Source organism: Deltaproteobacteria bacterium (genome assembly GCA_017302835.1).
Lineage (GTDB): Bacteria > Bdellovibrionota > Bdellovibrionia > Bdellovibrionales > Bdellovibrionaceae > UBA2316.
Genome location: JAFLCC010000031.1, coordinates 1 through 12,540 on the forward strand (window position 1 = coordinate 1; position 12,540 = coordinate 12,540).

At 37.0% G+C, this 12,540-nt stretch carries 15 protein-coding genes; 6 read left to right on the forward strand and 9 right to left on the reverse strand.

Going from position 1 to position 12,540, the window contains the following annotated elements; translation table 11 throughout:
- The first annotated feature begins 328 nt into the window (after positions 1–328).
- Entirely contained in the window at positions 329–829 is a 501-nt protein-coding gene (locus J0M15_16735) for a hypothetical protein (protein MBN8538697.1), read from the forward strand.
- Positions 830–1,041: 212 nt separating this feature from the next.
- On the opposite strand, the gene J0M15_16740 is transcribed toward J0M15_16735, so the two are convergent.
- The 7 genes from J0M15_16740 to J0M15_16770 form a co-directional block, all read right to left on the reverse strand.
- A complete protein-coding gene (locus tag J0M15_16740; GenBank protein MBN8538698.1) occupies positions 1,042–1,386 on the reverse strand; it encodes a hypothetical protein in 345 nt (114 codons plus the stop codon).
- Positions 1,383–2,195 carry an rRNA pseudouridine synthase gene (locus J0M15_16745; protein MBN8538699.1) on the reverse strand — a complete coding sequence of 271 codons (813 nt, stop codon included), beginning with the start codon at positions 2,193–2,195 and terminating at the stop codon, positions 1,383–1,385. Before J0M15_16745 ends, J0M15_16740 begins: the two co-directional genes overlap by 4 nt.
- Before the next feature lie 7 nt (positions 2,196–2,202).
- Positions 2,203–2,598: a 6-carboxytetrahydropterin synthase gene (locus J0M15_16750; protein MBN8538700.1), complete on the reverse strand. Its 396-nt coding sequence runs from the start codon at positions 2,596–2,598 to the stop codon at positions 2,203–2,205.
- On the reverse strand, positions 2,595–3,344 hold the full coding sequence (locus J0M15_16755; GenBank protein ID MBN8538701.1) for an SDR family oxidoreductase: 750 nt from the start codon (positions 3,342–3,344) through the stop codon (positions 2,595–2,597). Before J0M15_16755 ends, J0M15_16750 begins: the two co-directional genes overlap by 4 nt.
- Positions 3,345–3,452: 108 nt before the next feature.
- Complete coding sequence (locus J0M15_16760; protein ID MBN8538702.1) at positions 3,453–3,692, reverse strand: hypothetical protein; 240 nt, start codon at positions 3,690–3,692, stop codon at positions 3,453–3,455.
- A 213-nt stretch (positions 3,693–3,905) separates the two neighbouring features.
- Positions 3,906–5,420: a hypothetical protein gene (locus tag J0M15_16765; GenBank protein ID MBN8538703.1), complete on the reverse strand. Its 1,515-nt coding sequence runs from the start codon at positions 5,418–5,420 to the stop codon at positions 3,906–3,908.
- Positions 5,421–5,433: 13 nt separating this feature from the next.
- The gene (locus J0M15_16770; protein ID MBN8538704.1) at positions 5,434–6,594 is read right to left on the reverse strand and encodes an acyl-CoA dehydrogenase; all 1,161 of its coding nucleotides are present in this window, start codon (positions 6,592–6,594) and stop codon (positions 5,434–5,436) included.
- A 200-nt stretch (positions 6,595–6,794) separates the two neighbouring features.
- Here J0M15_16770 and J0M15_16775 point away from each other — a divergent pair, with 200 nt between their 5' ends.
- From J0M15_16775 to J0M15_16795, 5 genes are all read left to right on the forward strand, one after another.
- Positions 6,795–7,466, forward strand: a complete 672-nt coding sequence (locus J0M15_16775) for a site-2 protease family protein (GenBank protein MBN8538705.1) — start codon at positions 6,795–6,797, stop codon at positions 7,464–7,466.
- 32 nt (positions 7,467–7,498) lie between these two features.
- Positions 7,499–8,497, forward strand: a complete 999-nt coding sequence (trpS, locus tag J0M15_16780; GenBank protein ID MBN8538706.1) for a tryptophan--tRNA ligase — start codon at positions 7,499–7,501, stop codon at positions 8,495–8,497.
- 1 nt (position 8,498) lies between these two features.
- Entirely contained in the window at positions 8,499–9,488 is a 990-nt protein-coding gene (locus J0M15_16785) for a segregation/condensation protein A (GenBank protein ID MBN8538707.1), read from the forward strand.
- Positions 9,466–10,677, forward strand: coding sequence for an SMC-Scp complex subunit ScpB (gene scpB, locus J0M15_16790; protein MBN8538708.1), 1,212 nt, complete (start codon positions 9,466–9,468; stop codon positions 10,675–10,677). The genes J0M15_16785 and scpB overlap by 23 nt, the downstream gene beginning before the upstream one ends.
- A gap of 103 nt (positions 10,678–10,780) precedes the next feature.
- Complete coding sequence (locus tag J0M15_16795; GenBank protein MBN8538709.1) at positions 10,781–11,320, forward strand: hypothetical protein; 540 nt, start codon at positions 10,781–10,783, stop codon at positions 11,318–11,320.
- Positions 11,321–11,379: 59 nt separating this feature from the next.
- Here the strand turns inward: J0M15_16795 and J0M15_16800 are convergent, their stop codons facing one another.
- Together J0M15_16800 and J0M15_16805 are read right to left on the reverse strand one after the other, a co-directional pair.
- Positions 11,380–11,715 carry a hypothetical protein gene (locus J0M15_16800; GenBank protein ID MBN8538710.1) on the reverse strand — a complete coding sequence of 112 codons (336 nt, stop codon included), beginning with the start codon at positions 11,713–11,715 and terminating at the stop codon, positions 11,380–11,382.
- An 18-nt stretch (positions 11,716–11,733) separates the two neighbouring features.
- A complete protein-coding gene (locus J0M15_16805) occupies positions 11,734–12,285 on the reverse strand; it encodes a hypothetical protein (GenBank protein ID MBN8538711.1) in 552 nt (183 codons plus the stop codon).
- Positions 12,286–12,540 lie beyond the last annotated feature (255 nt).

Genomic DNA, 12,540 nt, shown 5'->3' on the forward strand with positions numbered 1-12,540 from the left:
AAGGAATAAATAACAAAATTAAAGTTCTCAAGCGCGTCGGCTATACCTATACTAATGAAATGTCCTTCCAAAACAAGATCTTACAGCGCTGTGGACTACTTAACTCTAAAAATATTAACACGAATAAGTGGTTTTGGCATGTAACCTAACCCCATGATTTGTTAGAGAGGGTCCACTGCAAATCAGACAGTGAGACGATTTTTGTCACTTCTGAAAAAGATTTACATTTATTTTTACTGAAAGTGGATCAAAAAAGCCTTCGTCAGGCATCTCTTTTGTAGGAATCGTTAAGAGTGAATTTTAACGTCATAAGATTTGAGGAGCGTTTATGGTAAAGATGTTTATATTTTCGATTTGTTTATCATTCCTTGCAGGAGCACAAGACAACTTAGATTCTGAATGCAGGGTTCAGGCTAAGGAAGCGGCTATAAATACTTATCAATCTTGTGTAAAAGAAGTTCGTTCTCAAAAAATAGATGAGATTAGAAAAGAATATCAAGAAAAACTAACTGAATTAAAAAGTCACTACGACAAAGAATTAAAAAAAATAGTTCCAAGCAAAAATTCAGAAGAAGGAAGTGAGCCAGCTTCTATGGCAATACAATTAAAAAAGGGAACAAAAAAAGATAAAAAACTAACTAAGCAAACGATGAAGTCGCTTCCTGCAAAAAAATCGAAGACGGCAACAGCAGCCTTGCCAGTGCAAAATATCAACACAGAGGAGATGGTGGTGCAAGACAAAGATTTGTCTTCCTCTTTAAACTCTAATGTAAACTCCTCTGAAAACTCAACAGAAACAAGTGATCAAAAATATTTTGAAAATGAATAATTTAGTAATTTTTAAAATCTGGAGTTTGATTTGTTTGGATTTGATTGATAAATCGATCCATAGAATCAATGTTCCATTTTGAGACGCTTTCATGAAGTTTGTGGTTTTCTGGGGTCTCTTTTTCTGAAGAATCTTTTAGAAATTTTTTACAATTTTGGGCAAATTCAATGAGACTGTTCCTTTCTCCGAGCTTAAATAGTTCAAAAAGAGGTTCAGTGTATAAGGAATCGTTGAATGGTCCAAAAGAATTCAATTGAGGAGAGCCTGGCTGTATTTAAATAATCCAAAGCATAGAATTCAACCTTATCCCATTTTTTTTCGGCAATCGCGCGGTCTAATAATTTATCTAAAAAATAAAAAGGCTTGAGCTTTAGGTTAGTATAGAGCTCCTCAATTTTTTCGAACTTCCAGTTTTTATTGTAATTTGAGTCGCGAATTTCTGATTTTTCGAGTTCATTCAGGTTTGGATCATTTTCAAAATTGTCTTTTGTAGTCAGTTTTGGCTTTGTAGAGCATGATGCTATTACAAAAAAGAAGAAAAGGAAGAGAGCTTTCATATGAAGTATTTTTTCTCGTCATCGGTCATGGGTCTCCAGAAACCTTCGGGAAGAGGGCCGAGTTTCAGTTTTCCGATACGAACTCTTTTCAGACCTGTAACTGAAATACCCACAAGCTCACACATCCTGCGAATCTGTCTTTTTTTACCTTCTGTAAGAATAAATCTTAATTGGTCTTGATTTAATCTTTCGACGATGGCTGGCTTTAATTTTTTTTCATCAAGCTCTAGACCTTCTCTTAAAAGTTGCAAGTTTTCTTCCGTAACAATTCCTTTAACACGAACTAGGTATTCTTTTTCAACATGACTGTCTTCGCCAATGATAGCTTTGACTAAACGGCCATCTTGGGTCAGTATCAAAAGCCCTTGAGATTCGATGTCTAAGCGACCGACAACAGCTAAGTTTTTAATTCCATTATCAATGTTTTTCCAAAAAGTGGGTGGCAATAATTTATGGGTGTTTAAAAAAGCTCGATCTGGGGTGATAAGATCAATGGCCGCTTGGTAGTCTTTTTCCGGCATGTTGGAAACGATACCAACAGGTTTATTTAGAATAACTGAAACGAGGTTTTTTTGGCTACGAAGAGCTTCAGAGTCGAGGGTCACTCTGACATTGGGAAAAACTTTGGTTCCCAGGGTGTTTATTCTCTCACCATTAACATAAACCAAACCTCTTTCGATCAGATGATCGGCTTCTCTGCGCGAGCAAAGTCCTTTTTCAGTCATTAATTTTGATAATCTGATGAGGCCAATAGGATTTTCTGTCTTTTCGTTTTTCTGTCTTAGTTTAAAATGGGGGCTTTGTTCCATTCTGGTCTTATAGCCGAAGTTCTACCCAAAGAGAATCCAATTCCTTCAAAACTACCTGATTAACTTGAGCCCATGGGAGTTTTTCTAAATTGTTTAAAATATAGAGTGAAATATTTTCAGTTGTGGGGATGGTTTTTTTAAATTCAGGAATATCAAAATTTAAGTGCCTATGATCAAGAATCTCCTTAATTTTGTGAATTTGAGAGTTCAAAGTGTCTTCGATGTCGTCGAGAGATAAATGAATGGAAGTGTCTATTTTATAGGAGACGATAAGCTTATAGTTGTGCCCATGACCCCATGGTGAAAAACACTTGCCAAATTGAATTGCATTTTCTTTAAATGTCCAAGAGGGTTGATGGTAGAAGTGGGCACAGGAAAACTCAATGGAAGACTCTATAATCATAGTAAATTGATTCCTCCATCAACGACATGAATGGCGCCGGTAGTCCAAGAACTTTGATCACTGGCCAAAAAGAATATGGAATTGGCTATTTCTTCGGGGGTTCCAATTCGTCCTAAGGGCTGCAAAGGGTTATACAAATTAAGAGTTTCTAATTTTTTCTTAGAATCCATTTTGTCAAAACCGTGAATAGGTGTTTCCACAATTCCAGGGGCAATCGCATTACAGCGGATGTTGTATTCAGCTAGCTCTAAGGCTAGGCATTGGGTTAGGCTATTCAGAGAGGCTTTAGAAGCAGAATAAGCTCCGGTTTGTGGGGAGGTTTTTAGTCCAAGAGTGGAAGAGACCATCATAATAGAACCCTTTTTTTGCTTCATAAAAAAAGGAATTACTTTTTGTGTTAAGTAAATCGGGCCCATCAAGTTAACTCTAAAAACATCCATCCATTCGTTAATGGATTGATCCACAAAAGGTTTTCTCTGAAATATCCCTGCATTATTAATTAAAACTTCCAGGGTTAAGCCTTTGTTAGTGATGGTTTTTGATGTCTTTTCAATGGCTTGATCTATTTGATTAAAGTCAGTTAGATCACAAGTTATGATTTCTGAATGGGGTAAAAGATGGTTAACTTCTTGTAATCTCTTTTGTGATCTCGCCAAAAGAAACACGAAATAATTTTCTGAATGAAATTTTTTAGCTGTAGCTAGGCCTATCCCACTGCTGGCTCCGGTAACAATCACACTTTTCAAAACGACCTCTATTCTTTAGTTTGTTGGCCCTAAGAATAGCGCGACATTATGGATTGTCAAATAACCCTTAAGAATTCTAAGACAACTTAAGGGTTATATTCTTTTATTTTAAGAGGCTTTCTTTGCTGACATAAAGTGTTGATATTTTTTATCAAAATCGACGACTTGTTTGCCTTCTTTGTTTATTAAACCGGCTTTGAACCAGTCGAAGTGTTCATTACAAAATCCGGCGCGTTTGCTTTTGGATTTACATCCTTCGGCATTGCATCTGTTGTCTGCCAATGAAATCACGTTGCTCGGCGTGAGCGGCTTGTTTTCTTGTTTTTTTTCTTCTTTTTTCTCTGCCATAGATTTCTCCTTGTATGAGTTAAGGTTTAATTCAATCTTAACAACTAGATCGGATTTAAGTCCTAATCCTTTAGTCTTTTTTTTTCATTAGAGATGGGTTGCTGACTATGGCACTTTTTACAAAGTCAAATTGTTTAAAAGAACGACAAAAAGGAAGTAACGAAGAGCTGAGTCATTTAAGTAACCACAGTCTATTGGATCTAAGTGTTGAATTTACTGATGATGCTCTAGCGATCCGAGGTCTAAATAATTTAAATGATTAAACTTAAAACCTGAAAACTGAGGACGAATAAGATAGGAAAGGTCAAATCTTCCCGTTGGAAAAATATAAAACTCTTTCATAATAAGGTTTAAGCCTTCTGAGCAAAGCTCTTGTTTTTTTTTCATATTCTTTTCTATTTTAAGCTTAGAAATAATTTGATTTAAAGTCTGGTTATTTATCTTAGATAGATTTTCTGGAGATCCCGGCAGAAATATTTTTAAAGCGGCAAAACAGCTAGAAGATTCAAGAGGGACGCCTTTTCTAAAGAACGCAGGCAGATTGGTTTTTAGATGTTGAAGAAAAATTTTATTTTCAATAATTCGGATAGCCACTTTTATATTTAATTTTTCTTGCCATTGATTTTGCATCCATTCGGAAGCTCGCTGATGGTCTTCTCCTCCAGATTGGGAAAGTAAAAATTCAGCTTTTATATTTTTAACTGCTAATTTATCCTCTTTAGTGATGGGTTTATTCTCGGCGTAACATAATTCTTCTTTTCCAGTTAATTTTTTGCTTAGCTGAAAACATCCTGGTTTTCCAGGAGAATTGAAAATTTTTTTAAGTTCTAAGAAAGAAAGCGAGTTGAAAAAAATTTCACGTTGAGGCTTTGAAATTTTTTCTAAGTTAAATCCAAAATAATCAAATCTTAAGATTTCCTGAGAGAAAAAATCCTTTTTGTCTTTCCATTCCTGAATTTGTGAGGTGGGAAGTCTGCGGACCATATCGAGCTCGTTTTTTAAGTAAAGAGGGACCTGTAGGTTGTCCTCTGTTAAGTAAACCCACTGAATGGGAATATCGGTTTTTTGTCCTTGGTAAAAAGAATTTTTTTCAAATAGAATTCTTTGATCTGTTTTTCTATAATCTTTAATTTTGAAAGGACCAGACGTGATAAGAGCCTTGAAATCTTCTATTTTTTTTCCCTCCTTGAGGGGGGCCGTAATCGTTTGAGAAAGTGCAAATTCAAAATCAGAATCGGGTTCCATAAGAAAAAACTCTATAAATTTATTTTTATTTGTAGATTTAATCTTAATGCCTACTTGAGCCCAAGGCAGTTTATCTGATGAGAAATCCTTTGCTCCTTGAATATTATCAAAAAGATCTTTTCTAGGGTAATTATTGGAACCGGTTAATAAGGATTTATATGAATTATAAAAATGATCTGGCGTGATCTCGGTGCCATCACTCCATTTGAGATTTTCTTTAAGCGTGCATCTTAGATGGGTGGCCGTTTTCCATTGACATTTTTTTGCTAGGTCGGGAACTAAACCTTTTTCGTTATCGTAATAAAGTAAGTTACGAAATAAGTTTTGATAAAAAAACTGACCGCTGGAGGTTTTTAAAGATTGGGGATTTAACTCGAAAAATTGCTGATAATAAGGTATTTTAAAACTGGCCCCTTCGGAAGGGGCACTTTGAGAGAATTGAGAAAATAACAAAAGAAAACATAGCAAGGTAATGTTAAACATATTTTAAAGGAAACTACCTGGAAAGTTCAATTTTTGCTATGGTTTGTAATTGCATGTTGCTGGTTCCTTCGTAAATTTGTCCAATTTTGGCGTCTCGCCAAAATTTTTCCACCGGGTATTCTTTAGTAAATCCATTCCCGCCAAATAAATCAATGGCCATAGATGAAATCTTTTCTGCGGCTTTTGAAGCATAATATTTTGCCATAGCCGCGGACTCTACAAAATCAGCACCTGCATCTTTAAGTCTAGCGGCATTGTAGACCATGAGTCTTGCTGCCTCTAAAGAAATCCTCATATCCGCTAATTGAAATTGGACCCCTTGAAACTCGCTGATGGATTTTCCAAATTGCTCTCTGGATTTAACATAATTTAAAGTGGCCTCATAAGCACCTTGGGCAATGCCAATCATTTGAGCGCCGATGCCGATACGACCTTCATTAAGAGTTTCAATGGCTATTTTATAACCTTTGCCAACTTCTCCTAAGATGTTTTTAACGGGAACCTCACAGTTTTCAAACAAAAGCTCGCAAGTTGAGCTCGCACGAATTCCTAACTTGTCTTCCTTCTTGCCAATTTTAAAACCAGGAAATGATTTTTCAACTATAAAGGCAGTGATCCCTTTGTAACCTTTAGAGAGATCTATATTAGCAAAAACAATAAAAACATCGGCAACAGCGGCATTTGTAATCCATAATTTTGTTCCATTTAAAATATACTTGTCACCTTTAAGTTCTGCTTTGAGTTTTAAGGCAAAAGCATCGGAACCACTTGAACTTTCAGATAAAGCATAGGCTCCGATGGAATCTTTAGCTAATTTGGGTAAATATTTTTCTTGAAGGTAAGGGCTGCCCCATTTTAAAAAAGCATTCGTAGTGAGGGTGTTTTGAACATCTACAAGAACAGACACAGAGCCATCAACGCGACCTAATTCTTCAACAGCTAAGCAGGCCATCGTAAAAGTGGAGCCAGAACCTCCCCATTTTTCAGGGGTTTCAATCGCCATTAAACCCATTTCAAAAAATTTTTTAATTAAACTCTCTGGCATCTGAGCGTCCGCATCCATTTGAGTTACAAGGGGTTTGATTTCGCTTTCTGCAAAAGCCCTAACAGCTTCTCTGAAGGCGGATTCATCTTCGGAAAGTAAAGTGAGTGGGGAATGTTTCATTTCAGACATAAGAACCTTTCGTTAAATAAATGCAATATACACTTTATATTAATTTGGAAAACTATGATTTTCCTTTGACTCGATTAGTTGGGAAATTTTAATACTTTCGAAATTTATATCAAAATCTATAATCCAAAAGAGAGCTCCTTATTTTAAGGTCTTAATTTTTTATATGGACATTAAATGAGATTTTAAATAGATTTGTCGGAATGGACATAATGCAGATTATTGCTAATATTTTTTTGATTTTCTTTCCTTTTTTATTCGCGCTTTGCTTTCACGAATTTGCCCATGGTTGGGTGGCGAAACAAAAAGGGGATAGGACCGCCGAAATGATGGGAAGGCTGACCTTGAATCCGTTGGTTCACATGGATATCGTCGGTACCCTCATCCTTCCATTGATCTCCATTTTTTCAATATCTCAGGGAGGTCCTTCGTTCTTTTTTGGCTGGGCAAAACCAGTGCCCGTTTCTATAAGAAACCTTAAAAACCCAAGAAAAGATATGTTTTGGATTGCTTTAGCGGGGCCGCTTTCTAATTTGCTTTTGGCGTTTATCTCTTCCTTTTTTTATGTGTTTGTTATGTTGAAAGTTGATTCTGGCATGCAAGATGTTTTGAAAAAGATTTTTACAATGTTTATAATTACAAATGTGTCCTTGGCAGTTTTTAATATGATCCCCTTGCATCCTTTGGATGGGGGGAAAGTTTTAGCTCGATTTCTTCCCGCACAGATTAATTATAAACTCGAGCAAAACGAACATCTTTCGGGATTGATTTTGCTTTTTATTTTTATGTCGGGACTGGGAGCTATCATTGCTTTTCCCGTACAATGGGTAACCCGAATGTTAATCAATGTGGCCGTTCTTGTTTTAGCACGATAATCAACAAAAATTAAGATAAACATAGGTGGAATATGCAGGCTAATAATAAACAAAATGTCATGAGTGGGGTTCGCGTTACGGGTGAACTTCATGTTGGAAACTATTGGGGAGCCATCAGAAATTGGTTAAAGCTTCAAGATGAGTATCAGTGTTTTTTTGGAATTATGGATTGGCATGGACTTACAACGGCCTATAAAAATTCAAGCGAGACTTCTCATCTGAGTCGAGAAATTTTTGCAGAGGTTTTAGCTTGGGGCTTAGATCCAGAAAAATGCCATTTGTTCGTTCAAAGTAAAGTGCCTGAACACTTAGAGTTATTTATGATTTTTGCGAACTTAACACCCTTGGGTTGGCTGGAGCGGGTTCCCACCTGGAAAGATGCTGAAGAAGAAGCTAAACAAACGGATACTCATAATTTGGGAAGATTAGCTTATCCTGTGCTGCAGGCAGCTGATATTGCTCTTTATGGTGGTTCCTTGGTTCCCGTTGGGCAAGACCAGGTCGCCCATCTAGAAATTACAAGAGAAATTATTCGGAGATTTAACCATCTTTACAAAGCAAGACTGCCAGAGCCAAAACCTTTATTGACTGAGACTCCTTTGTTGCCTGGTTTGGACGGTCGAAAAATGTCTAAAAGCTACGGGAATACACTTCTTCTGACGGAAAAAAATGAAAAATCATTGAAGAAAAAAGTGAACATGATGGTGACTGACCCCCAAAGGGCTTACCGTGAGAATCCAGGTAACCCTGAAATTTGCTCTGTTTACACCTTTCACAAGCTGTACTCTTCTGATGAAGAATTAAAGTGGGTTGTTGGTGGCTGTCGAAGTGCTGGTATTGGTTGTGGGGAATGTAAGGCTAAATTATCTGAGAATATCGAAAAATTGACTTTAAAACCTCGTGAGAAAAAAGCTGAATTGCTCAGCGATACGGTTGCTTTGGATAAAGTCATTCAAGATAATTGTGAAAGGGCGCGACATGTGGCGCAGAAAACACTTGAATCCGTTCGTTATAACATGAAATGGTTATAGAATGAGTCTTGTCGTTCAATTACCAAAATTTGAAGGTCCTTTAGCTTTATTGCTTTATCTTATACGCAAAGATGAGATGGATATTTTTGACATCAAGATCCACGAAATTACCAATCAGTATCTTGAATACATTAAAATAATGAAAGAACTAGACTTGGAATTAGCGGGAGAGTTTGTCGCGATGGCGGCAACGCTTATTCAAATTAAGTCGAGAATGTTGCTGCCACAATATGACGAAAAAGGAGAAGTGGTTGAAAATGAAGATCCACGAAAGGAACTGGTTCAAAAACTTTTAGAGTATCAAAAATATCAAGAGGCGGCCAGACTTCTTTATGAAAGGCCTCTTGTGGGAAGAGAAATGTGGACTCGTGGTTTTCGAGAAAGCCTTGACGAGCCCATGGATGAAATAGAGGTGGAGGACAATGGTCTATTTTCCCTTATTTCTATGTACCGTCTGATCATGAGATCGGCAAAAAAAAGAATCCATCAAGTGACGGCTAAGGCGCAAAGCATTGCTAGCAGAATTTTAGAAATCAAAGAAATGTTAGTCATGGGTCAAAGAAAGACTTTAAATGAGCTCATTCACACCTTAGATGATCAGGCCCGACAGATATTGATCACTTTTTTGAGTCTATTGGAGTTGGGGAAGCTTGGTTTTGTATCCCTTTATCAAAGCGAAAATTATAGTGATATCTGGGTGGAACTTAGAAAGCCTATAGAGGGGGATGCCGTTTCGAGAGTGGAAGAGTATGAAACCCTCAATTCAGAGGAAGTTGCCTCCAAGTTATTCGATGGAACTCATGAAGATGTAGATCACACCAAAGATTCTTCTGAAGTGTTTGTGTTAAAAGATGCAGAAGATAACTCAGATGAAGTCAATGCTGATAATCCATTGTATTCAGAAGAGGAAATGGCTAGTGATGAAGAGATTTTATTAGCAGAAAAAGACGAGACAGATAAAAGAATAGATGAGGGCAGTAATCATGGCTAAGAATAAAACTCTCGAAGAAAATCCAGGTGAGCAACTCTTTCTAGGGCTAGAAGAGCCTACGAAGGATTTTTTTACCGAAGAAGCGGCTTTTGCTTCAGAGGAAAATTCAGAAGCTGTAGACCTTTCAGATGCTGAGGACGCGTTTGCTGATAATCCAGAATTTATTGAAGGCACAGAACTTGAGGAGTTTGAACCCGTAAATATTGAAGATTTAGAGATAGTCGAAGATGAGCATGCTGAATCTATCATAGAATCTATGTTGTTTGCGACAGACAAACCAGTCAGTGTTCATTCCATTAAATTAGTTTTTAAGGGTACCAATGTTAAAGGTGATAAAATACGAAAAATTCTTTCTAAATTAGCACTGGATTATGCCAGTGGCCATCGTGGTATCACATTGGAAGAAGTTCCTGGAGGCTATCAACTCCGAACCAAAATAGAAAATATGAATTTTTTAAAAAGAACCCTAAAGGCGAGGCCGTTTAAGTTATCGGGTCCTGCCCTTGAAGTTTTAGCTATTGTTGCTTACAAGCAGCCTTTAATTAAGCATGAAATTGATGAAATTCGCGGGGTGGAATCAGGTCATTTGTTGAGGGCGCTGATGGAAAAAAACCTCGTTACTTTTGCTGGTAAAAGTGATTTGCCAGGAAAGCCCATGCAGTATGTAACAACGAAAAAATTTCTAGAAATTTTTGGTTTAAGAAACCTCAAAGAATTACCTACCTTAGCTCAAATTGATGAATTACTTCCTGAGGGTATTCATGAGGATGATGATATTAAAAATACAAAACTGAGCTCTATCACAGATTCTATGGCGCAGAATAGAGAAGAAATGTCTTACTCGCAAGGTGAGGAAGAGCTAACAAAGCTGACTGAGGAATTAAGTGAGATCACAACCTCTTCTGATTTTTTTGAAAAAGAAAAACAAAGGCAAAAGGAAAAGAAAGATTTTGAAAAAGCTCAAAATATAAGGGAAGCCTTAGAATTGGGAGAAGAGGTTTCCACGCGCGATAAGAATTGGCTACTTCGCTATGATGAAGCCATTGCTGTGGGAAAGCAGCTCAACGATGCGAGTCCAGAGCCGGCACGTGAACCAGAGCCAGATGAGTCTAGTTCTGTTAACTTTGAGGAAGCTGAAGAAGAGCTTCCTTATATTGCTAGTGACGAGGAGTTAGAGGGCGAAGTCTAACAAGCACAAGCGGAGCTAGCTAAGATGGCTTGTTATGAGACGAAAATCCTGACAAGCATAGGTTTGTCTTTAAAAGATTTCATTTTTATAATAATCTTTACCTATGGGTGGAGCCATTTTTTTATATGTTTCATTTTTATTTCTTTTGATCTCGTGCAATAATTCTCAAGTCAACCCCCTCATTGGAGACTATAAAAGCAGTTGTGATCCAAGTAAGGCTGACTGCAAGCAAACATCAAATGTTTCAATGCCTTCCTTTGAAAGAAAAGATAACTCTGACATTATTCTCTCGAAGTTGGATAATTTATTAGAGCTCAGTGGTAATTGCGATATCAAGCTATCTACAGATAGTGAAATTCAAATTACCATTATCCCTCAAGGGGCGGCATCGACAAATTTAAGTACAGGTTTTATGCCGATTATAGGAATTTCAACCTCAGGTGCAACCCAACAAAAACCTATTGCCAAATGTGAAAAAGGGAAGTGGGCTTTGGCCTTAAACTCTTGCGGCAATGGACTTCAAGCTGCAGGTGTCCATCGAGTTGATTTATTATTGCAGGGAATAGATAGTTCTGGCAGAAAAGTTCCCATTCTTGATGGGACTATTTCAGCTGTAATAAATCGAACGGAACCTTGTTTATAGCAGGGCGTATCGTTGCAGCTCATTTGATTTCTTTAGGTCGATTCACAGCCCTTGTTGACTCAAGGATTCAAATAAAATTCTTCGCAAGTCTTTATTGTTTGCTTGCCCTTTAGGTAGATTTTACGGCGAGTCAAAAGCTTCTCTCTGGCAGCAGGATTTCTTTTTAAGTATTTTACTCGATTAACAAGAAAATATCCAATCAAAGCTCCTTTAAAATTAATTTCAATTTTTCTTGGATCACCAAAAACAAAGGTGTCCTGGCTCTCTTTTGATATAGCGCTAAGAGTTTTTACTAATTCAGCGGCGCTAGCTACTAAAAGCTGTCTTGCAAGAACTGCACTTCCCGCTATCATTGGCATCGAAAAAAGTCTTGTGCGATAGATTTGATCAGCCATCAGTATCCATAATCTATACTATGATCCATAATGATCGCCCTTCAAAATTCCAGGTTCTCGCTCGTATAGATCACCCCGAATATCTACTAACTTATTAAATATTTCGTTTCGTTTCATTAGACCAATTTGCTTTAGGGTGTAGCTCGTTAAGCCCCGAGCATAATTTCTTAATACTTCGTGAATCGTGATAACTGCAGCTAGAAGATCTCCTTGCCTAATACGAATGGCCTCACGAAATATATCATGGGGATAAATAGAATTTTCAGGTTGACTGAGAATCCAATCAACAAGATCTTGGGAGTGAAAAAGGGAATAGTAATGTTGTTGAAGATCTTTCTGTGTACTTGTTCCAACTAAATAGTCAAAAAGTTTTGGATATTCATCTGGATTTGTTCCAATAGTTATTTCAATCTGTGGATACTTTTCAAGAACTTCGGCTATTAAGTTATCCGCAAATGCTTTGGATTTAATTATTATTTTTTCTGAATTAGGCGTCGGGTAATCATGGTAATTGGCCACCAATGTTTCTGAGAAAAAATTAAATAAAATGAAAAATGCAATTAATTTCATACATGAACCTATAGAGGTAGGAATACAATTGCGATGCCAGGGATGTGTAAATGTAAGAAGTTAGGGGATGCTAGATTTTTAAAGGAACATTTTTCGGCTATTAGGTGTTTAATAATTGGGCGAAGATCAGCCTCTTTCTTCTTTTTGTGGGGATAGGGGTTTAATTGGATTCAGGGTCATACTTCCATTGCAGGGCAAAACGGCTGTTTAGGTAGCCAACTTTTTGCATTATTTTAAGCTTAAAATACTCCATGT

Coding starts and splice junctions, on each gene's coding strand:
- J0M15_16735 (MBN8538697.1), top strand. CDS start 329: ATGGTAAAGATGTTTATATTTTCGATTTGTTTATCATTCCTTGCAGGA.
- J0M15_16740 (MBN8538698.1), bottom strand. CDS start 1,386: ATGAAAGCTCTCTTCCTTTTCTTCTTTTTTGTAATAGCATCATGCTCT.
- J0M15_16750 (MBN8538700.1), bottom strand. CDS start 2,598: ATGATTATAGAGTCTTCCATTGAGTTTTCCTGTGCCCACTTCTACCAT.
- J0M15_16745 (MBN8538699.1), bottom strand. CDS start 2,195: ATGGAACAAAGCCCCCATTTTAAACTAAGACAGAAAAACGAAAAGACA.
- J0M15_16795 (MBN8538709.1), top strand. CDS start 10,781: ATGGGTGGAGCCATTTTTTTATATGTTTCATTTTTATTTCTTTTGATC.
- J0M15_16765 (MBN8538703.1), bottom strand. CDS start 5,420: ATGTTTAACATTACCTTGCTATGTTTTCTTTTGTTATTTTCTCAATTC.
- J0M15_16800 (MBN8538710.1), bottom strand. CDS start 11,715: ATGGCTGATCAAATCTATCGCACAAGACTTTTTTCGATGCCAATGATA.
- J0M15_16775 (MBN8538705.1), top strand. CDS start 6,795: ATGGACATAATGCAGATTATTGCTAATATTTTTTTGATTTTCTTTCCT.
- J0M15_16760 (MBN8538702.1), bottom strand. CDS start 3,692: ATGGCAGAGAAAAAAGAAGAAAAAAAACAAGAAAACAAGCCGCTCACG.
- trpS (MBN8538706.1), top strand. CDS start 7,499: ATGCAGGCTAATAATAAACAAAATGTCATGAGTGGGGTTCGCGTTACG.
- J0M15_16770 (MBN8538704.1), bottom strand. CDS start 6,594: ATGTCTGAAATGAAACATTCCCCACTCACTTTACTTTCCGAAGATGAA.
- J0M15_16785 (MBN8538707.1), top strand. CDS start 8,499: ATGAGTCTTGTCGTTCAATTACCAAAATTTGAAGGTCCTTTAGCTTTA.
- scpB (MBN8538708.1), top strand. CDS start 9,466: ATGAGGGCAGTAATCATGGCTAAGAATAAAACTCTCGAAGAAAATCCA.
- J0M15_16805 (MBN8538711.1), bottom strand. CDS start 12,285: ATGAAATTAATTGCATTTTTCATTTTATTTAATTTTTTCTCAGAAACA.